General features: G+C 30.5%; 19 protein-coding genes and 1 riboswitch. Of the genes, 7 read left to right on the top strand and 12 right to left on the bottom strand.

Annotated elements, in window-relative coordinates:
• Positions 1 to 2 precede the first annotated feature (2 nt).
• From prmC to greA, 3 genes are all read right to left on the bottom strand, one after another.
• On the bottom strand, positions 3 to 884 hold the full coding sequence (prmC, locus tag J2Z76_RS01730) for a peptide chain release factor N(5)-glutamine methyltransferase (RefSeq protein ID WP_209510254.1): 882 nt from the start codon (positions 882 to 884) through the stop codon (positions 3 to 5).
• On the bottom strand, positions 878 to 1,825 hold the full coding sequence (locus tag J2Z76_RS01735; protein WP_209510255.1) for a DUF1385 domain-containing protein: 948 nt from the start codon (positions 1,823 to 1,825) through the stop codon (positions 878 to 880). The genes prmC and J2Z76_RS01735 overlap by 7 nt, the downstream gene beginning before the upstream one ends.
• Before the next feature lie 138 nt (positions 1,826 to 1,963).
• Positions 1,964 to 2,434 carry a transcription elongation factor GreA gene (greA, locus tag J2Z76_RS01740; RefSeq protein ID WP_245210268.1) on the bottom strand — a complete coding sequence of 157 codons (471 nt, stop codon included), beginning with the start codon at positions 2,432 to 2,434 and terminating at the stop codon, positions 1,964 to 1,966.
• A 195-nt stretch (positions 2,435 to 2,629) separates the two neighbouring features.
• On the opposite strand from greA, the gene J2Z76_RS01745 reads away from it, so the two are divergent.
• Positions 2,630 to 5,338, top strand: a complete 2,709-nt coding sequence (locus J2Z76_RS01745) for a calcium-translocating P-type ATPase, PMCA-type (protein WP_209510256.1) — start codon at positions 2,630 to 2,632, stop codon at positions 5,336 to 5,338.
• A gap of 83 nt (positions 5,339 to 5,421) precedes the next feature.
• Here J2Z76_RS01745 and J2Z76_RS01750 read toward each other — a convergent pair whose 3' ends face one another.
• The gene (locus J2Z76_RS01750; RefSeq protein WP_209510257.1) at positions 5,422 to 6,444 is read right to left on the bottom strand and encodes a branched-chain amino acid aminotransferase; all 1,023 of its coding nucleotides are present in this window, start codon (positions 6,442 to 6,444) and stop codon (positions 5,422 to 5,424) included.
• Between the two features lie 196 nt (positions 6,445 to 6,640).
• Positions 6,641 to 6,734: riboswitch (THF riboswitch) on the top strand.
• 67 nt (positions 6,735 to 6,801) lie between these two features.
• On the opposite strand from J2Z76_RS01750, the gene J2Z76_RS01755 reads away from it, so the two are divergent.
• The 6 genes from J2Z76_RS01755 to J2Z76_RS01780 all read left to right on the top strand — a co-directional run bounded on the left by J2Z76_RS01755 (position 6,802) and on the right by J2Z76_RS01780 (position 13,656).
• Positions 6,802 to 7,560 (top strand): folate family ECF transporter S component, encoded by a 759-nt coding sequence (locus tag J2Z76_RS01755; RefSeq protein WP_209510258.1) that lies wholly within the window; start codon positions 6,802 to 6,804, stop codon positions 7,558 to 7,560.
• Between the two features lie 207 nt (positions 7,561 to 7,767).
• Positions 7,768 to 9,060 (top strand): sensor histidine kinase, encoded by a 1,293-nt coding sequence (locus J2Z76_RS01760; protein ID WP_209510259.1) that lies wholly within the window; start codon positions 7,768 to 7,770, stop codon positions 9,058 to 9,060.
• Positions 9,035 to 9,874 carry a response regulator gene (locus tag J2Z76_RS01765; RefSeq protein WP_209510260.1) on the top strand — a complete coding sequence of 280 codons (840 nt, stop codon included), beginning with the start codon at positions 9,035 to 9,037 and terminating at the stop codon, positions 9,872 to 9,874. The genes J2Z76_RS01760 and J2Z76_RS01765 overlap by 26 nt, the downstream gene beginning before the upstream one ends.
• A 179-nt stretch (positions 9,875 to 10,053) precedes the next feature.
• Positions 10,054 to 11,091 carry a TAXI family TRAP transporter solute-binding subunit gene (locus tag J2Z76_RS01770; protein ID WP_209510261.1) on the top strand — a complete coding sequence of 346 codons (1,038 nt, stop codon included), beginning with the start codon at positions 10,054 to 10,056 and terminating at the stop codon, positions 11,089 to 11,091.
• Positions 11,092 to 11,121: 30 nt separating this feature from the next.
• Positions 11,122 to 11,661, top strand: a complete 540-nt coding sequence (locus J2Z76_RS01775; RefSeq protein WP_209510262.1) for a DUF1850 domain-containing protein — start codon at positions 11,122 to 11,124, stop codon at positions 11,659 to 11,661.
• 30 nt (positions 11,662 to 11,691) lie between these two features.
• Positions 11,692 to 13,656, top strand: coding sequence for a TRAP transporter permease (locus J2Z76_RS01780; RefSeq protein WP_209510548.1), 1,965 nt, complete (start codon positions 11,692 to 11,694; stop codon positions 13,654 to 13,656).
• Positions 13,657 to 13,733: 77 nt separating this feature from the next.
• Here the strand turns inward: J2Z76_RS01780 and fabG are convergent, their stop codons facing one another.
• The 8 genes from fabG to gltS form a co-directional block, all read right to left on the bottom strand.
• Entirely contained in the window at positions 13,734 to 14,456 is a 723-nt protein-coding gene (fabG, locus tag J2Z76_RS01785) for a 3-oxoacyl-ACP reductase FabG (RefSeq protein ID WP_209510263.1), read from the bottom strand.
• Between the two features lie 11 nt (positions 14,457 to 14,467).
• A complete protein-coding gene (locus tag J2Z76_RS01790) occupies positions 14,468 to 15,082 on the bottom strand; it encodes a flavodoxin family protein (RefSeq protein WP_209510264.1) in 615 nt (204 codons plus the stop codon).
• Between the two features lie 23 nt (positions 15,083 to 15,105).
• On the bottom strand, positions 15,106 to 16,116 hold the full coding sequence (locus tag J2Z76_RS01795) for a 3-oxoacyl-ACP synthase (RefSeq protein WP_209510265.1): 1,011 nt from the start codon (positions 16,114 to 16,116) through the stop codon (positions 15,106 to 15,108).
• A gap of 17 nt (positions 16,117 to 16,133) precedes the next feature.
• On the bottom strand, positions 16,134 to 17,696 hold the full coding sequence (locus tag J2Z76_RS01800) for an AMP-binding protein (protein ID WP_209510266.1): 1,563 nt from the start codon (positions 17,694 to 17,696) through the stop codon (positions 16,134 to 16,136).
• An 81-nt stretch (positions 17,697 to 17,777) separates the two neighbouring features.
• Entirely contained in the window at positions 17,778 to 19,271 is a 1,494-nt protein-coding gene (locus tag J2Z76_RS01805) for a sodium:solute symporter family protein (protein ID WP_209510267.1), read from the bottom strand.
• Positions 19,271 to 19,738 carry a hypothetical protein gene (locus J2Z76_RS01810; protein ID WP_209510268.1) on the bottom strand — a complete coding sequence of 156 codons (468 nt, stop codon included), beginning with the start codon at positions 19,736 to 19,738 and terminating at the stop codon, positions 19,271 to 19,273. The genes J2Z76_RS01805 and J2Z76_RS01810 overlap by 1 nt, the downstream gene beginning before the upstream one ends.
• Positions 19,739 to 19,970: 232 nt before the next feature.
• Positions 19,971 to 20,564, bottom strand: coding sequence for a TetR/AcrR family transcriptional regulator (locus tag J2Z76_RS01815; protein ID WP_209510269.1), 594 nt, complete (start codon positions 20,562 to 20,564; stop codon positions 19,971 to 19,973).
• Positions 20,565 to 20,731: 167 nt separating this feature from the next.
• Positions 20,732 to 21,931, bottom strand: coding sequence for a sodium/glutamate symporter (gene gltS / locus J2Z76_RS01820; RefSeq protein ID WP_209510270.1), 1,200 nt, complete (start codon positions 21,929 to 21,931; stop codon positions 20,732 to 20,734).
• Between the last annotated feature and the right edge of the window lie 15 nt (positions 21,932 to 21,946).

The following is a 21,946-nucleotide window of genomic DNA, read 5'->3' on the forward strand; positions in this document are numbered from 1 at the left end:
TACTACATGCCTAAATATCCTGTAACAACTCTATCATTTCCAGATAAATCTTTATCTGATTCAATAAAAGAGAATATTCCTGCATCTTCAAATATTTTTAAGACTTCCTTTTTTTGATTATAGCCTATTTCTACAGATAGTATGCTTTTATCCGAATGGATAAACCCATAAACTTCAACTATACGTCTATAGTAATCAAGTCCATCTACTCCACCATCTAGTGCTAGCTTTGGTTCATACTTTGAAACCTCCGTCTGTAAATTTTCTATCACAGACTTTTCAATATATGGTGGATTTGAAACTACTATATCATACTTTTCATTAGATTTTGCATTTTTAACATCTCCAAAAACATCAGATTTTTTTATTAAAACATTACTTAATCCTAGTTTGTCTGCATTGATTTTTGCCGTTTCTATTGCTATATCACTAATATCAATAGCTGTAACTAATGAATTTTTCAAAAAATAACCAAGGCTCAAAGCAATTGCGCCGCTTCCTGTTCCTATATCAAGTATATTTATAGTTTTATTTCTCAATTCAGTATTATTTACTAAATTTATAATTTTTTCTACTAATATTTCTGTATCAGACCTAGGTATAAGAACACCCTCCTGCACAAAAAAATCAAGTCCCATAAATTCTTGTGAATTTATCATATATTGCAAAGGATACCCTATGTTTCTCCTTTCAACCATATCATAATATTTTTTCGATACATCACTTTTTACCTCTTCATCTTTATTCATATGCAAATATATTCTATCTTTATTAATTAAATGTGATAAAATTAATTGAACATCAAGAAAGGGATTATTATAGTCCCTTTTCTCAATCATATTTAAACCATCTTTTAGCAATTTTTCAATTGTACATTTTACCATTTATCATCTTCTCCATTTTGAGGTATTACCCTCTCCATTGCAGCAATCGCAACTTCAATCATTGAGTCATCAGGCTCACTTGTAGTAATTTTTTGAACTAAAAACCCTGGGTAAGTAATCATTTTAGTAAAAATATTATCACTTTCACATCTTCCTACATATTTATTTAACTCATATGACAAACCAGCAATTATAGGCAAAGTTGCAAGTCTAATTACCACTCTCATTAAAGGGTTTGGCCATCCAAAAAACGAAAACACTATTATACTAATAATCAGCACATTTACCATGAAGCTAGTTCCACATCGCGGATGAAGTGTTGAATATTTTCTTACATTATCTACTGTTAATTCTTCCATATGTTCATAACAATGGATTGTTTTATGTTCTGATCCGTGATACATGAACACTCTTTTAATATCATTTAATTTTGATATTAAGAAAACATACAAAACAAATAACCCTACTCTTACTATACCTTCTACTAAGTTTAATAAAAAAGTATTTTTTACTACATTTTTAAGAAAATTAGCTAAAAAGGAAGGCCCAAGTATAAATATTCCAACAGAAAAAAGCAACGCTAAAAATACTGAAACATAGATTATTGCCGTATCTGCCTTTTCCTTAAATACCTTTTTTAAAAATTTATCTACAGCATCTTCTTCATATTCTTCACCATAAAACTCTGCTGAATACATAAGCTCTTTCACGCCATTTATCAATGAATCTATAAGAACAAATGAACCTCTTATAATGGGGAGCTTTAATAATTTATGTTTAAATATAGGCTTTATATCGCTTTCTCTTACTATAATTTCTCCATCTGGTTTTCTAATTGCTGTTGCTATCTTATCAGGACCTTTCATCATAATTCCCTCAATTAAAGCCTGACCACCAATGCTAGTCTTTTTTACAGTATTTATATTATCCTTCTCGCTCATTTTGTCCCCTTTTCTTTAACATTAATTAATTATACAATTAATTTTATTATTCTTCAAGAATTTTTATTTATCTTATAACAAAAACAAAGCTTTATAATTATTATTACAAAGCTTAATGTAGTAGCGCAGTCTCATTCTTTAATTTACTTCAACAATTTTATACTTAACAATACCGCCTGGTGATGTTACATCAACATTTTCACCCTTTTTTTTGCCTAAAAGCTGACTTCCTAATGGAGATAAATTAGATATTTTACCTGCTACAGGATCAGCCTCTGTAGCACCAACAATCATATAATCCACAATTTCATCAAATTCTATATCCATAATTTTAACCTTGCTACCGATTTGGATAGTATCTTTGTTTTTTTCATTATGTTTAACAACTTTAACATGTTTCAATGTATGCTCAAGCACAATAATTCTTGATTCATTTTTATTTTGTTCTTCTTTAGATTCTGAGTATTCAGCATTTTCACTTAAGTCACCTTCTGCTAGTGCTACCTTTATTCTCGCTGATATTTCTCTTCTAGTTTTACCTTTTCTAATTTCAAGTTCATTAACCAATTCATTATATCCATCTTCTGTTACCAATATTTCTTTTTCCATTATTCCACCCTCTATATATTAATGTTTTAAAAAAATTTTTATATGATATATATTATAACCCAAAATTCAAATTTTTCAATACTTTATATAAAAATTGTCTTTTTAAAATTTAATTTCTTTGTACTAGCATCATACTTGTCCTCATATATTTAATACATATAATATTTTACTACAAGAATAATACGAGGTGAGAAAATGCATATTGTAAAAAACAGAACCAGAAGTTACAAAGGACTAAGTACTAGTGATGTAGAAAAATCCAGACAAAAATTTGGTGCAAACAAAATAACTATTAATAAAAGAAAAACATTTCTAAATCAATATTTTGAAAGCTTTGGTGATCCAACTATTAAAATATTGTTGGTAGCACTTGGACTAAATTTAATTTTCTTTATCAAAAATTTTAATTGGTATGAATCCGTAGGTATTGCAGTATCCATAATTTTAGCAACTTTTGTTTCAAGTATATCAGAATATGGGAGTCAACTAGCATTCGAAAAATTAATGGAGGACTCACAAAAAATTAAATGTAATGTATGGAGGGACAACCAGTTATTTGAGCTGCCTATTGCAGAAATAGTTTGTGGTGATTTTGTTCAATTTCAATCTGGGGATAAAATTCCTGCTGATGGTATTTTAATTGATGGTCAAGTAGATGTAGATCAATCTACTTTAAATGGCGAAACTAAAGAAGCACACAAATATGCAGCTAATAAAATTGATAGCAATGATAACAATAATACTGTCTTACTTGATGCTAATTCTTTATTTAGTGGAAGTGTAGTTTGCAATGGTGAAGGAACAATGTTAGTACAAAGAGTTGGAGAAAAGACTTTTTATGGTAAATTAGCACGTGAACTCCAGGAGGAAAATCATGATAGCCCTCTAAAACAAAGGCTTACTGTTTTAGCAAGAACAATTAGTTTCTTTGGATATACAGGTGCATTATTAGTATTATTTTCTTCACTGTTTAAATCTATAATTATAGACAACGGTTTCAATACAATTGAAATTGCAAATTATTTGAAAAATTCATATTTATTGTTAGGTGATATTTTAAAGGCAGTAACCTATGCTATAACAATAATTGTTGTTGCTGTGCCAGAAGGTTTGCCTGTTATGATAACTGTAGTATTATCATCTAATATGAAAAGAATGATTAAAGATAATGTTCTCGTACGAAAACTAGTTGGAATTGAAACAGCTGGAAGTCTAAATATTCTGTTCACTGATAAAACTGGTACTTTAACTAAGGGAAAGTTAGATGTTGTAACTTTTATTGATGGTGAAAACAACTTATATGATGATTTATATGATTTAAAAGAAAATGAAGAACTTTGGAAGTATATCTTTGTATCCTCCGTCTTTAACAATGGTGCAAAATCCGGATATAACGGCAGTGAACATATAGTAATAGGTGGAAATTCAACAGATAGAGCTTTATTGAATTTTGCTCTATGTTATCCAGTAGAAAGTGAAAATATTGTACAGGTTTCCTCTATTCCATTTAATAGTAACAATAAACATTCCGTAACTCAGGTATCAGGTGATGTAAATTTAACCCTAATTAAAGGGGCAACTGAAAAAATATTACCATTCTGTACAAAACGCTATGATAAAAATGGTAATATATGTAATTTAAACACAAAAAAAAATATTTATCAAAATATTGCAGATATGTCTTCTAAAGGTGTCAGAATTTTAGCACTTGCAACTTCAAATAAAAGTTTAAATGAATGCAAAAGCAATAAATTTTCTGATTTAGTTTTAGTTGGAATTGTTGGAATTAAAGATGAAGTTAGACCTAATGCAAAAAGCAGCGTAAATGAAGTCTTAAATGCTGGTGTACAAGTTGTTATGATAACTGGTGATAGCAAAGAAACTGCTACATCAATAGCTTTAGAAACAGGATTGATTAACGATGTCGAAAAAAACCAAATTATAACATCTTCGGAATTAAGTGATTTAAATGATAAACAAGTGAAAAAGTTGTTACCAAGCATAAAAGTTGTAGCTAGAGCATTACCAGGTGATAAAAGCAGATTAGTACGTTTATCCCAATCAATGGGTTTGGTTGTTGGAATGACTGGTGATGGTGTAAATGATGCGCCAGCCTTAAAAAAAGCGGATGTAGGATTTTCTATGGGGAGCGGAACCGAAATAGCAAAAGAAGCAAGTGACATAGTTATACTAGACGATAATTTTCTATCTATTGGCAAAGCAATACTTTATGGTCGAACCATTTTTAAAAGCATTAGGAAATTTATTATATTTCAATTATCAATAAACGTATGCGCTGTTATTATTTCTTTGATTGGTCAATTTATAGGAATTGACACACCAATAACAGTAGTTCAAATGCTTTGGGTAAATATGGTTATGGATACTCTTGCAGGTCTTGCTTTTGCAGGAGAATCACCTCTGCCTGAATATATGGAAGATAAACCTAAGGAAAAAAATGAAAAAATTATCAACAAATACATGGCTAATCAAATATTTTTTACTGGTTTGTACACAACTATTTTATGTATTTTATTTTTAAAGCTACCTCATATTAACCATATATTTAGATACTCATCTGATAATAAATATTTGATGACAGGATTTTTTGCATTATTTATGTTTTGCTCTATTTTCAACAGCTTAAATGCAAGAACACATCGCTTAAATTTACTATCACATATATTAAGAAATAAAACTTTTGTCATAATTATGGGGCTTGTATCAATAATACAAATAATTCTATTATATTTTGGAGGAAGTGTATTTAGATCTTACGGCTTGACCACTACAGAGTTAATAGTCATATTATCACTATCTTTCACTGTAATACCTTTTGATTTAATGAGAAAATCATATTTGCGTTTAAAGTATAATAAAGATGAAGTTTCAAAATTTCTGTAAAAACATATAGTAGAAAGATTAGGTAATAACAGAATTCCAATAAAAAACAAAGGATTTGTGCTTTGCACAAATCCAATTTTTATTTATTTTACTTTGTATATCCAACCTTTTGGTGCTTCTACATCACCCATTTGAATTCCATATAATGTTTCATATAACTTTTTAGTAACAGGGCCAACTTCTGTTTCGCTGTGGAATACATGCATTTTCCCATTATGCTCAATACCGCCTATCGGAGTAATTACGGCTGCAGTTCCACATGCTCCTGCTTCAGCAAATTTATCCAATTTGTTAATTGACACATCGCCCTCCATTACTTCCATATTTAAATATTCTTTTGCAACATGCAACAATGAGAATTTTGTTATACTTGGAAGTATTGAAGTTGATTCTGGAGTAATAAATTTATTATCTTTTGTTACACCGAAAAAATTAGCTGCTCCAACCTCATCAATTTTAGTGTGTGTCAATGGATCAAGATATATACAATCTGCAAAACCTCTTTTTACAGCTTCTAAATGCGATTGCAAGCTTGCAGCATAATTTCCACCAACTTTGTTCTTACCTGTTCCGTATGGTGCAGCTCTATCAACGTCAGTTGTTACAAAGTTTACAGGTGTCATTCCACCCTTGAAATATGGTCCAACTGGCATTCCAAAAACTCCAAATATGTATTCTGGTGCTGGTCTTACTCCAATGTTATCTCCAACTCCTATAACAAATGGTCTAAGATAGAATGTTGCACCTGTTCCATAAGGAGGAACATATGCTTCGTTTGCTTTTACAACTTGCATACATGCATCTATGAATTTTTCAACTGGTACTTCTGGCATTAAAACTTTTTCACAGCTTTTCTGCATTCTTTTAGCATTTTCATCAGGTCTAAACAATTGAATTCCACCATCTTTTGTGCTATATGCCTTTAAACCTTCAAAGCATTCTTGTCCATAATGCAAACATGTTGAACCTTCACTTATAGATATTTTATTATCTTCTACAAGCTGTCCATCATCCCATTTTCCGTCTTTCCAATAAGAAATATACCTTTTATCTGTTTTGATATAACTAAATCCTAACTCTGACCACTTAATATCATTTTTTTCCATAAACAACCTCCTCCTATATCACTGTTTTATTTTATCTTATATAGTACAAGTATATACCTTAACATAACATTTATCAATATATTTTAAAGTAGCTTTTTGACAAAAAACAAAAAATAATAACAAGAAAAAATATATCGACATATTTTCGACTATATGCTATTATAATTGCAATATAAATTATATTATTTATATATTATTCAGAGTAGATAAGATGCGTTAAGTGTTAAGAGATGGGAGGTCGCTCTTAAACGAAGGACTATAGTCTGCGGTATCTTGTCGCTTCCGCTGTATTTGAGGTTAATAACACTCCTATATTGTGCGGAAGTATTGCATTGCTCAATATTAGGAGGTTTTTTTATGAGTAGTAATACTTTAGGTGCAAGAAAAATTACAGCTTTAGCAGTTGTTAGAGCTGGGCTGTTTATAGCCATGAGCCTAGTGCTCAAAGTCGTTTTTGAAATATATATTCCACTTGGTGGAATACCTGCTTTAAGAATAAATTTTGCTCAAATTCCAATTATGCTTTCTGGTATATTACTTGGACCAACTATTGGATTTTGTTCAGGAGCTATTGCTGATATAATCAATTTTATGATTAAACCAGGAGGTCCATTTTTCCCTGGATTTACCCTTGTAAGTGCTTTAAGTGGATTTATTCCAGGACTTATTTTCAAATATATTAAGAAGGAACACAACTTTAACTTGCTCAACACATTTTTTATATCTCTTTTATCTGTAGGTTTTGTACTTGCTTTCATGATTAAAGGAGTTATGTCTTTTGAACAGAATATGATAATATACGATGGTAAGCCATTAAGTTTCATTTACATTATAGGTTTTGTAATATTAGTAGCAGCATATTTATATATACCTATTAAATTGACATCATTCGGAAATAATAATTTTAAAATAGATAAAGTTGTCTTCACTGTTAGCATTACGCAATTAATTACATCAATTCTGCTAAACACTTATTTTTTATCTATTTTATATGGAAAGGGGTTCTTGATGTTTCTACCTGCCAGAATATTAACTAGCTTCTTTATGATACCTCTTTATTCTATTTTAATAGCTGCAATTCTAGGAGCATTAAACAAAAGACTATTAAATCAATAAAATCACTTAATTAGTTCTAAAAAACAAAAATTATTTATTTGGATAGTTTTTGTTTTTTTATTGCATATTTCTTTTAATCAGATAAAAAAGTAATAAGCGTTTACATTTGATGCTAATGTAAACAAAAAAATATTTGTTATTAATCAAAACATACTATATAATATATTATATATATTATTTTAAACTAACAACTAAGAGGTCGAAATAATGAAAAAACTGCAAAAGACAATGCTCATCGGACTTATAATAGTTGCTACATCTCAATTGTATTTAAACTTTATAATTGATGGTTTTAGAGTATCTGCTTCTGTTATAATCTTTCCCATTTTACTTATTACGTATGATGACCTCAACTCAATTCACACTGCATTAGTTACAGCTATTTTAGTTTTCATTGCTCGTTTTAGTATACTCACTATCAGAGGTACTGAAATACTGCAAGCAATTTACAGTGTTTATCCAGGTTCCTTATTTTATATAGCTTATGGTTTTATATTTAAATTTAAGACACCTAGTCACAACTACTATCTATCAAAAATGTTTCTATTGATACTTATGTGTGATTTCATTTCAAACGTTTTCGAAGTAATGTTACGTATGAAATTAACATTTACAATTGAAGACTTTTCTTATTTGTTTATTTTATTTTTAATTGCTGCTACAAGAGCTAGTATAGTTTTAATGATTTTAACTATTATAAGAAACTATAAAATATTATTAACAAGAGAAGAACATGAAAAACGATATCAGAACTTGATTATTTTAACATCTAGCTTAAAAAGCGAAATTTATTTTATGAGAAAAAATTCTGAAGACATTGAAAAAATAATGAGCAACTCATATATACTATATGAAAAATTATCTTTATCTAATCAAAATGATGAAATAAATAGATTATCTCTAAATATTACTAAGGATATCCATGAAATAAAAAAAGATTACCTGCGTGTTATAAAGGGAATCGAGAGTATATTGGTTGATAAAATCGAGTTGACTGAAATGAGTATAAAAGATATTTTATATATTTTAAAGGAAAGCACTTACAGAATGCTAGAGGATAAAAAAATTAATATTTATCTTGATTTTAATTACGAAGTTAATTTTACAACTAAAAGCCATTTTCAACTCATGTCTATTCTTGGTAACTTAGTTAATAATGCTATAGAATCAATGGAACAATCTAAAAAAAATGGTTTTGTTAAAATCCAACATTCAAAAAATAATGATTATCATATATTTAATATAAGTGACAACGGAAATGGAATAAATCCCCAAAATTTATGTTATATATATAGTCCAGGATTTTCTACAAAGTTTAATTACCATACAGGTGATGTATATAGAGGTATTGGTCTTACACATGTTAAAACTTTAGTTAATAATCATTTCAACGGGTCAATAGATGTAATGTCTGTTGAAAAACTTGGAACGCAATTCGAGATTAAAATTCCAATAGCAAATATGGAGGTGTATTATGAAGATTTACATCATCGAGGATGATATCATAGTTATAAAAATGCTAGAAAATATTATAGAGGATAACGATTTAGGTACAGTTTGTGGATATGCTTTAAACGGTAATGATGGCATTGCTGAAATATCTGTATTATGCCCAGATATCGTTCTTATTGATTTGCTAATGCCCGAAAAAGATGGTATCGCTGTTGTAAAAGAATTAAAAAGCATGAACATAAACTCAAAATTTATCATGATATCCCAAGTATCATCAAAAAACATGGTAGGTAAAGCATACACTGAAGGTGTAGATTTCTTCATTAGTAAACCCATTAACGTTATTGAGGTTACAACAATTATAAAAAATATAATAGAAAAAATTAATTATAAAACAACACTTGAAAATATAAAAAATCTGTTTATTAACGATGGAGGAACTATAATTATATCTGAAGATACAAATTTGGGAAAAATAAAAAAAATACAACTTATTTTAAACAAACTTGGAATGTCAGGAGAAAAAGGTGCGAAGGATATAATTTCAATTTGTGAGTATCTAATAAATAGCAAACAAAACATGTCAGATATAAATATAAATAATATATGTAAAAAACTTAGCTCCAATTCAAAAAATATGGAACAAAGAATAAGAAGAGCTGTATCAAAAGGATTAACTAATATATCAAATCTAGGAATTGAAGATTATATGAATGAAATTTTTATTCTATATTCTAATAGCGTATATAACTTTGAGGATGTTAAATCAGAAATGGATTATATAAGAGGGAAAAGTAAATCAGGGGGTAAAATTAACATAAAAAAATTTATAGATGGATTAATGATACACGTTGATAATTAAAAAAAGATACTACGCAACTTCAGCTAAGGTAATATACCCTTGTTGTGAAAGTTGCTTTTTTTATGTTGCATTTCCATTTAGGGAAAATGTTTTTTTCTGAGTGTTATTGTATTTTTTTGATATTTACCAATATAATTGCATCATAAGGCTTATGCCTAAAATAACAAGGAGGAAATAAAATGAAAAAGAGATTATCAAATTATGTAGCATTGCTTTTAATAGCATTGTTAGCTATGAGTATGTTAGCAGGATGTAGCCAAAAACCAGCAGAAACTGCACCTGCAACAGACCAGCCTGCAGAAACTGAAACACCTGCTGAACCAGAAAAACCAGCAAAGCAAGTTTTTGTTAATATTGGTACAGGCGGAACTGCAGGAACATACTTCCCACTTGGAGGAGCTTTTGCAGAAGTTTGGAACAAAGATATCCCAGGTGTAAATGCAACTGCTACAAGTACTGGTGCATCAGTAGCAAACATTAATCTTTTAAAAGAAGGTAATGTTGAAGCTGTTATAATTCAAAATGATATAGCATCATATTCTGAAACAGGAACTATCATGTTTGATGGTGCTGCATTCCCAGAAATTAGAGGATTATGCACATTATACAGTGAACCATTACAGTTAGTAACTACAGATGATGATATAAGAACAGTTGCTGATTTAAAAGGAAAAAGAGTAGCTGTTGGTGCAATTGGTAGTGGTGTTGAAGCTAATGCTAGACAAATTATAGCTGCTGCTGGATTAGACTTTGAAAACGATATAAATCCTAAATTTTTATCATTCTCTGAAGCTTCAACTGGTCTTAAAGACAAACAGTTGGACGCAGCATTTTTAGTTGCTGGTGTTCCTACTGCTGCAATAGTTGACCTTTCAACACAAAATGATGTATACGTTGTTCCAATAGATGGAGATACTGCTAAAAACCTAATGGAAACTTACCCATTCTATACAGAATTCATAATTCCAGCGGAAACATACAAAGGTCAAGAAACCGATGCTAAAACATTATCAGTTAAGTCAATGCTTGCTGTAAGCAGCGAACTAGATGAAGAATTAGCTTATAACATGGTTAAAGCAATATATGAAAACGGAGACAGAATTACAGCTGCTCACAAAGTTGGAAAAGATATAACATTAGAAAGTGCTCTTGATGGTATGGGAATAACTTTACATCCAGGTGCACAAAAATATTTTGACGAAAATAATATTAAATAAAAATAAAATTAAGAAAAGGAATGAACTAAATTGAAACATACAAAGGGTGAATTTTTAAGAATCATAATTATTTCATTAATCATAGTATCCTCAATAGCTTTTATATTAGGATGTACCATTGAACAAGGTAATGTCTTAGTGATACAGAATAACAAAACAGGTACATCAACAGAGTTTTATCTACCTGAAAACGAATTTTCTCTTGGATATATACATTCTGTTATGAAAACGCCTGCAGAAGAGTTCTTCTATATTAATAAAAATAATGAAATCGTCTTGGATAAAACTGTTTACAAGTCATTAGGAGTAGGATTACCTTTTTTACCAAGCGAAGGTAGCCTTACTGTCGAAGATGGTGAATTCATCCTTTATATGAATCGTTCATTTAAAGAATTAAGTATGGTTATATCGCCTATTCCAAAACACTGGCTTAAAATAGGCGATACAACATATCCAATGATGGATATATTAAAAGAAGAAAATTGTTTTATAAAAATATACGCCCGTGATAAAAATATCATTAAGAATTTTTTTAATTTTTCTTCAGACATTTTAGATAACAATTACTAAAAATTATTCAAAGGAGGAAACAATATGACTATGAAAACAAACAATGAAATTGTTCAAAATATAGATGAAAATAGCGTAGATTCTGCTGAAGTCGATAAGATTCTAAGAAAATATGACAAAGGTTCAGATTTTAGAACTTTATCTGGAATTTCAAATAATATTGTTACAATAATACTGTTATGTTTTTCTTTATTTCAACTTTATACTGCTATTTTCCTAGGAATGGAACCAATGATTTTAAGATCAATACACTTGGCATTTGGACTTTCTTTAGTATTTTTACTTTACCCAGCAAGCAAAAATTGGCCAAAAGATAAAATACATCCTATAGATATTATTACAGCAGTTATTGCAGTTGTTGTATGTTTATATGTTGTTGTATTTTATAAGGATTTAGTTTACAGAGCGGGTATGATTACCACAATGGATATGTTTATTGGACTTTTAGCTGTATTATTAGTTTTAGAGGCTGCAAGAAGAGTAATTGGTATGCCGATGGTTATTATTTCTGTAATATTTATTGCTTATGCATTTTTAGGTCCTTACATTCCAGGTAGACTTGCTCACCGAGGCGTTGATTTAAACAATTTCGCCCAACATCTTTTCTTTACTACAGAAGGTATTATGGGTCTTCCTATAGGAGTATCATCAACTTTCATCTTCATGTTCTTATTATTTGGAGCTTATTTAGAAAAAACAGGAATGGGAGAATTTTTTATAAACTTAGCGAATGCTATAAATGGTAGTTCTCCTGGTGGACCAGCAAAGGTTGCCGTTATATCCAGTGGATGTATGGGTACGCTTTCTGGTAGTTCTGTTGCAAATGTTGTTGGTACTGGAAGCTTTACAATACCAATGATGAAAAGATTAGGTTACAAATCTGAATTTGCAGGTGCGGTAGAAGCAACAGCTTCAACTGGTGGTCAATTAATGCCTCCTATAATGGGAGCTGCTGCATTCCTAATGGCCGAAATAACAAACACTCCATATTTCACTATTATAAAAGCAGCTGCAATTCCTGCACTCTTATATTACTTTGGAGTTTGGGCTGGAGTTCATTTCGAAGCAAAAAAATTAAATCTTTTAGGATTACCTAAAGATCAAATTCCAAAATTAAGCCATGTAATGAAAACTAGAGGACACTTAATTATTCCTATAGTAGTTGTAATGTACCTCCTAATTCAAGGATTTTCACCAATAAGAGCTGCATTAGGTGCTATAGTAGCAACACTTGTATGTTCATCTTTTTCTAAAGATACAAGAATGACTTTTAAAGATATAGTAGATGGATTAATAAAAGGTGCAAGAAATGCCTTAACAGTTGTAGCTGCTTGTGCTTGTGCTGGTATAATAATCGGTGTTGTAACACAAACAGGTCTAGGTTTAAAAATGGGCTCTGTTCTAGTAGGAATAGCACAAGGAAAATTATTCTTGACTTTATTCTTCACTATGATTACTTCTATAATACTTGGTATAGGTGTTCCTACCACAGCTAATTATGTTATTACATCAACAATTGCAGCACCAGCATTATTAATGCTTGGTGTCGATATAATACCAGCTCACATGTTTGTATTCTATTTTGGTATAATAGCTGATATCACGCCTCCTGTATGCTTAGCCGCAGTTGCTGCATCCGGGATAGCAAAATCCGAACCTATGAAAACAGGTGTTCAAGCTACTAGGTTAGCTATTGCAGCATTTTTGATACCATATATATTTGTTAACAGCCCAAGAATGTTAATGATTAATTCAACTCCACTGTTACTTGTATTTGATATAGCAACTTCTCTTATAGGTATAACATGTGTTGCCGCAGCATTAACAGGATTCTTAAAAGCTCATATGAATTTAGTAGAGAGATTTTTATTTGCTGCTGGTGGAGTTTTAATGCTTATGACTAATCCAATATCTGTTGGAATTGGTGCAACCATGATAGTAGTTGCATATTTAATACAAAAAAATAAATTCTCTAAGAACAATGTCTTAGCATAGATTTATAAAATTATAACTTCATACAAAAATAAAAACGAATGAAATTTTTTTACAGTTTCATTCGTTTTTTGTTATTATCAAAGTCTCAATCCACCATTTACAGACAATAGCTGTCCAGTAATATATGATGATTCTTCACTGGCTAAAAACAGTATTGCATTTGCAATTTCTTTAGGATCACCTAATCGCTTAAGCATTGTTTTTTCTTTTATATCATTTAAAACTTTCTCAGGAACTGTTGCCATCATTTCTGTATTTGTGTATCCAGGAGCAACAGAATTTACTCTTATATCTTCACCTTTTCTAGAAAATTCCTTTGCCCAAGATTTAGTTAAGCCTATTATACCAGCTTTAGTAGCTGCATAATTTGATTGTCCTACATTACCATATTCTCCAACTACTGATGAAATATTAATAATAGAACCTTTACCATTCATTTTCATAACAGGTGCTATAAGTTTTGTTATATTAAACACTGCTTTAAGGTTTATATTTATTACGTCATCCCACATTTCCTCTGACATTTTTTCAATTAATGAGTCTTTTGTAATGCCAGCATTATTTACTAATATATCTATCTTTCCATATTTTTCTTTAACATATTCAACTAGTTTTGTTAAATCATCATTAGAACATAAATTTGCTTTATATCCTTCAACCCATTCTTTTGAGTATAATACACTTACAATATCTACAGCTATTACCTTTGCACCTTCATCAGAAAACACTTCACAAACAGCTCTTCCAATGCCCCTAGCCCCACCAGTAACAATTGCAACTTTATCTTTTAATCTATTCATATCTACCTCACTTATTTATTAAGTTTACTTATAACATCAACCATATTATCTGCTAAACGCCTCATTATACCTATTCCTTCTTCATCTTCATTTGCATTAACTGAACCACCTTTTCCAGCTACACCAACGTTCCAATATGTATTTCCAACAATTATACAATCATTAGTAGCAGCCCACAGCAATATCTCAGCAAATGCAAAATTTTGTCCTGCTCTACGCGCTACTGTAATAGGTGAAACTACCTTTCCTGATAAAACGCTACCTTTCCAATCATAGCTTTTATTAGTTTCTTTCATTTCATTTTTTGCCCATCTCCCTGAAAAACCCATACGGTCCAATACTGATTTAAGTTCAGGTGTTATACACGAATGATAAACTGGTGATGCTAATAATAATCCATCTGCTTCAACTATTTTATTATATATCTCCTGAAAATCATCTTCTATTATACATTTTTTTGCCTCAACGCATCCATAACAACCATGACAGCCTGATATCTTTTTACCGGCCAATTTTATTATCTCTGTATCCGCTCCCTTTGCTTTTGCTTCATCTAAAACCTCATTTAAATAATAATTTGTGTTGCTTTCTACTCTTGGACTTGAGCAAATTCCTAGTATTTTCATATATATCTCCTTTCTTTAACTATTTAATTTTCATGTCCCCATCTAACAGTTGTTGCTGCCCATGTATATCCAGTTCCAGCTCCAATAAGAACAGCTATATCACCATCTTTTAATCTCCCTAACGCAGAACCTTCCATAAGCGAAATAAATGCATCCGCTGACTGACAATGACCATAATTTTCAAGTACAAAAGAATTCTCTTCAGTCAAATTAAACTTATTAAGTATATTTTCTAATATGGATCTTTTCATAAAGATAGGTGCTATGAAATTAACATCTTTATTTTTATATCCACTTTTTCTTAAGGATTCTTCAATTACATTATTAAAATTACCTAATGTAATTGGATCTAACCTTTTTTTCATGTTTATAATGTCAGGAACATCTAAAAATCTATCTTCATAATTTATATTTTTTTGTTTGTTGAAATTCTTGCATCCTACGCCAAATACTGCAACATCTTCAGAAAATCTACCATCACTAATCATATGAGTTTCTAAAATAACATTTTTATTAAGCCCCTTTTGTAATAGAACAGCTGCTGCACCGTCACCAAAATTAAACATAAATCTCGAATTATGATTTAAATAGTTTACTATTTGTGTTTCTTTGGATGATGATACAAGTAGAACATTGTTTATTTTCTCATCACACAACATCATGCTCTTTAAAATTTTTAGAGAATATACTCCTGCTGAACACAGCGAATGTATTTCAAAAGCATTAGCATTTAAAGCACCTATTTCATTTTGTATTTTTGCTGCACAGTTATACAAATAATAATCTTTATATTCACTCCCACAATATACAACTAAATCCAGATCTTTAGGATCAAAACCATTTAGTGCGTTTTTAGCTGCTTCAATTCCCATTGCAGAAACGGTCTCTTCATCACTTGCTTCATGCACCTTAATAATCCCAAATTTTTCCCTAATTACCTCCTCTGGTATTCCAGATAGTTTAGATATTCTAAAGCTATCTTTTTCTTTGGATGGTACGTATATACCTATATTTTTTATTCCTACGATGCCCATAATAACCTCCTAATTGTCTATTCATCAGAACTCCCATATAATTCAATAATCTTAGAAGATACTATTTTACCAACATTATTCTTTGGAATATCATCTAAAAATTGTATGTACTTAGGAATCTTATATCCTGCTAATTTATTTCTTAATAAAGATTTAATTTCTTCCCTAGTAATTATCTTATCAGGTTTTAATGATATTACTGCTTTCCCTACTTCTCCCCACTTTTCATCTGGTACTCCGAACACACACACTTCATGTATTTCAGATATTTCATATAAAGCATTTTCAATTTCTGGAGGAAATATATTTTCACCTCCACTAATATACATATTTTTCTTTCTTCCTACTATATAATAATATCCGTCTTCATCAACCGTTGCCATATCACCTGTATAAACCCAGCCATCAACAAGGGTTTTATCCGTTTCCTTTTCATTTCCCCAATAACCTGAAAATATCTGAGGCCCACTCCATAAAAGTTCACCCACCTCATTAATTCCAACTTGATTACCCTTTTCATCAACTATTTTAGTCATAGTTAAATACATAGGTTTTCCAACAGATGCATATTTTTTCTTTATCGTCTCATCTTTCATAAATTGAGGTGTACTAGATAAGTTGTTAGGTCCAGCTTCCGTCATACCATAACCTAAAACAAATTTTATTCCTTTCTCCCAAAACCTTTCCATAATATTAATTGGAGTTGGTGCTGCACCTGCCATTACCCATTTCAAACTTGATAGATCTGCTGTCTTAAATTCTGGTAAATCAGACATCATCCGAAAAATAGTTGCAGCACCAAAAAGCAAAGTAGTTTTTTCTTTTTCAACTGTTTCTAATGTTAATTTTGGGTCGAATTGTTTATTTATTATTATTCGTCCACCAGCATGAAGTATAGGTAAAGTAAGTAAGTTCCACCCTCCAGTATGAAATAACGGAAGAATAATATGAGCACTATCCTCATAATTAATTCCCCAAGTACAAATTTCATTCATCGAATTAAAAATTTCAGAGCGATGAGAAATCATTCCACCTTTAGGAAGTCCTGTTGTTCCACCTGTATGTATAATAAGATGTATATCTTCAATATCTAGTTCACTGCAGAATACCATATTGTTATTTTCATAATTAATTACATTGTCATATGTTAAATCATCATAGCATTTATTTGTATCTTCGATCACTATATATTTTTCAATATTAACCCTATCTTGTATTTCATTAACTAAATCTTTAAATACATCTTCATAAAAAAGAACTTTTGGTGTTTCACTATTTATCAATTTCTCAAACTCATTTGATGACAATCTAGCATTGTAAGGTATTAAAATTGCACCTAATTTTGCGGTTGCATAATATGCATCTATAAGTTCAATTCTATTTCTTGATATAAATGCGACTCTATCGCCTTTAACTACATACAATTTATCTTTTAAATAATTTGCAAGTCTATTAGCTCTATCATCTAAATCATTATATGAATAATGAACATTGTTATCTAAATCGAATACAGCTTCCTTACTGCCGTTAATTCTTGCTCTAAAATATGAGTAATTTCCAATCCAACCATTATTTTTCATGATAACCTCCATTTATGAATTATTACTACCTAGAGGTGGTTGACTTTACGTCAACATCACCCCCTAAGTTTCAGATAAAGTTTACAATTCTAAAACAGCTTCAACCTTCTTATCAAGTCCTTGCTCTTTTGTTAATAATGAAACTACAACAGTTACAGTTATACTTATAGCAACAACATTAAAATACCATGGAAGTGCTCCAGGCCATTTGAATCCAGCAAAAGATATAACATTTAGTAGCAAGCCGATTAAACTTCCAAACATAACACCTTTTTCGTTTGCCCTTTTCCAAAGCAATCCAAGCACAAATACTGGAAAAGTAGCTGACATAAGTGTTCCCCAACCAAACGTTCCAAGAATTCCAACCATTTTGCCTTGTGTTATTGAAAAAATTATAGACACAATTCCAAGTCCGAGCATTGAAATTCTAGCTATATCTATTTGTTTTTTAGCTTCAAACTTAAATCCTAAAGCACTTGGTATATCTCTTGATATTACATTAGAACATATTGACAAGAACAAACTTGCTGATGACATAGCTGCCGCTAAAACTCCTGCATATACAAATAATTGAGCCCATATTCCAGCATAATCAGCAAAAGCATAAATTGCCCTATCTCCACTTGGTAAAGCATCAATTTTTCCAGTAGCTACTAAATATAATGCTCCGTTTGCAACAACAATTGTAAGCAATCCGACTATAGTATGCGCCAATGCAGTATATAATCCTAATTTTGGCATATCCCTTGGGTTTTTCAAAGCATACATTCTTGTAATAACCTGAGGTTGACCAACTGTCCCTAATATAGGTATTATCATCCAAGTCATTGCAATAACTCTTGGCAAGCTCCCCCATGCATTAAGCATATCAGAATTAAACTCTTTAGTTATATCATTTGTAGTAACTGTTCCAGCTTCAGCTGTAGCTTTTAAAACTTCACCAAAACCACCTGTAATTTTAAAAAATGCAATAACAATAATTAATCCTGCTACCACCATTACAAGTCCTTGAAATGCCTGAGTAAGCAACCCCCCAACTTCACCACTAATAGACATATATAATGCTAATACCCCAAATACAACAAAACCAGCCAAAAGAGGATCCCAGCCAAGTAAATGTGCAAACAACTCTGAACCTGCTTTTATTTGTGCTGATAAATAAGCTATACATCCTAAAAATAATGTAATAGACATAGTTAATTTAATTAATCTATTTTTATTATATCTTATATCGCATAGGTCGCCTAAACTTGCTACAGTTCCTATTTCAGCCATTGCCCTAACCTTTTTTCCAAGTATCATATAAGCCATAGCAAATGCTGCAGATGATAACATCCAATACGCCATAGCGTTTCCTGATGTATACATTAATCCAGGAACTCCTACAAGAGCAAAGGCGCTTGCCACAGCAGCAGTACTTGATAAGCCAACTACTAACGGTCCAAACATTCCTGTACTTCCAAAATACGCTTGAGTTGTTGTAACTTTTCTTTTTGCCCACCATCCTATAATAAAAGAAACCAATATCATTACAAATGAAAAAGATACTATTAAAGTTTTAGCCATTGAGCTCATCAATTCGCACCTCCTATATTACTTTCTTCAAATTTTTCTATTTTTTCTATTTTTTTAATAAAATCATTCCAATCTTTTTCAGATAACCACTCATCTTTAAATTTAAAATACATGGCGGTTAACGTTAACATTCCACCCAACCAATATCCCAAAATTGTAGTAGCAAATGATGGATGAAAACCAAAGACAGTAAACGAAGGTATTATTCCAGCAAACTTTGCAGCAAAATAATCTGCTAAGAAAAAACTTGATATCCAAATAACCGCCCAAGGAATTAAACAATACAATAATAATTTTTTTGATAATTTCCCCTGCTTAGCTAAGCCAAGCATCATATAGCAGAACATCAAAGCAACTCCTAAATACATAGAAACTAAATAATAATTATTCCAGCCTAAAACAGTTATTGCTACCCATAAAATAGTAGTAATTACTATAATTGCTGTTTTTTTGTTTGATAAATCCATTTTTACCTCCCATGACATTTTGATAACATGACACATGGTTCATGTCTCATGTTGATTATAATATATATAATATTCTTTGTCAAACGTTTTCTAAGTATTTAATATTATTATTTTTTTATAATGTTTTATTGTGTAGAAAAAAATATTTAAATAAAAAGCATATTAAAACCGACCTCCCTACTCTTTAGATTTTGGTCTAACTTTTGGGGGTCGGTTCAATTTAATATGCTTTTTATTTAAATGCACCATTCTTAACAAATTTCATCACTTCTCCTATTACTTCATCATAGTTATCATTTCCATCGAAAGCAATAAATTTTAATGCAGTAAAGTTAGCAATTCCTATTAAACAATAAGACAATACTACAGGATCAATATCATTCATTTCACCCTTTAATTGTGCTTGTATTATTCCTTTTACATATCCTTTTGAAAAAGATTCATAATACTCCTTAAATAATTCCATATCCACAAATTGAGCTTGCCAAACTATTTTAAATAATCCAATATGATTACCTACAAAATTTAAAAATGTCCTAATACCTAAAAATTCTTCATCATATCTATCTCTACTTTGTTTAGTATTAGTTTTGATATTCTTTCTCAATTCCTGTCCAAGGTTTTTAATTAAATACTTAAATATATTTTTTTTATCACTAAAGTATATATAAAATGTTCCTTGAGCAACTCCCGCTCTTGATGCAATGTCAATTATTCCTGTATCATAATAACCTTTTTCACTAAACAACTCTTCTGCTGCTTTACATATCTTATCTAATGTTTCTAATCCGCGTTTTGTTTTTGGTTCTTTTACTAATTCCTCCATACATTCACCTGCTTTTTTTATGCATATGTTATTATATCACCTGTTTTTATTGAAGTCAATTTTAAAATAAAGCATGATTTAATTTCAATATTTCATCTAAAACAAAATCCATCTTTAAACTTTTAAAGATGGATAATAATTATTAACATGGTATATATTTATACTTATTATACAAACAAATTCATGAAGAAAGTTACTATACCTGCATTAAAGAAGTCAATGAACAATGATCCAACTAAAGGAAGTACAAAGAATGCAGTTGGAGATGGTCCAAATTTTTCAGTAACAGATGTCATATTTGCAATACCATTTGGTGTAGCTCCCAATCCGAATCCACAATGGCCAGCAGCTAACACTGCTGCGTCGTAATCTTTACCTAATAAATTAAATGTAACAAAATTTGCAAACAAATACATAAAGAGTACTTGTGAAGCTAACATTACGAACAATGGCAATGCCAAATCCGCTAATTGCCACAACTTCAATCCCATCAATGCCATTGAAAGAAATAATGAAAGTGATATTCTTCCAACTAAATCAATTTCCGTCATAGGAACTTCATACGATTTTTTCCAATCAGAAATGTTTCTAATAATAGCACCTGATAGCATAGCTCCTATATATGATGGCAATGTTAATCCTGCTTTTTCGAAAAGACTAGATAACAATGTTCCAACACCCATTGCGATTAATATCTCAAAAATTGCAATATTAAAATTATTTTCAATTAATGGTTTTTGCTCATCACTTAGTTCTTCTAATTCTGAGAAATTATTTTTTTTAGCCTTCTTTTTATTCAATAAATCATGTTTTAAAATTAATCTATTTCCAACTGGCCCACCAATCATGCTACCTGATATAAGCCCAAATGTTGCTGCCGCTAATGCAACCGTATTTGCACCTAATGCACCTGCTTTTTCCATTAACGGACCAAAGGCTGCTGCTGTTCCATGACCACCTGTCATTGGAACCGAACCTGTTGCAAGACCAATCAATGGACTAAGATTAAATAAATTTGACAACAACACTCCAATAATATTTTGAAAAGCCACAAGTACTAGTGAACAAGCGAGGAAAATTGCAACTTTCAATCCACCCTTTTTTAAAATCCTAAAGCTTGCGCTAAATCCTACCGAAGTAAAGAAAACTGTCATAACAATTTTCTGAAGGGTCGTATCTAATTCAACTTCTAAAATATTACCTTGCTTAAGTATTAAAGCTAAGAGTGCATATACCAAACCTCCAACTACAGGAGTAGGTATACAATATTTTCTTAAAATGCTAAACCTTTTAACTAAAAATATTCCTAACAACAATACTATGACCGATAGAGCAATCGATTGCACCATGTCCAATTTCAACATCATAACTATTACCTCCGT

The organism is Sedimentibacter acidaminivorans (assembly GCF_017873955.1).
GTDB classification, from domain to species: domain Bacteria; phylum Bacillota; class Clostridia; order Tissierellales; family Sedimentibacteraceae; genus Sedimentibacter; species Sedimentibacter acidaminivorans.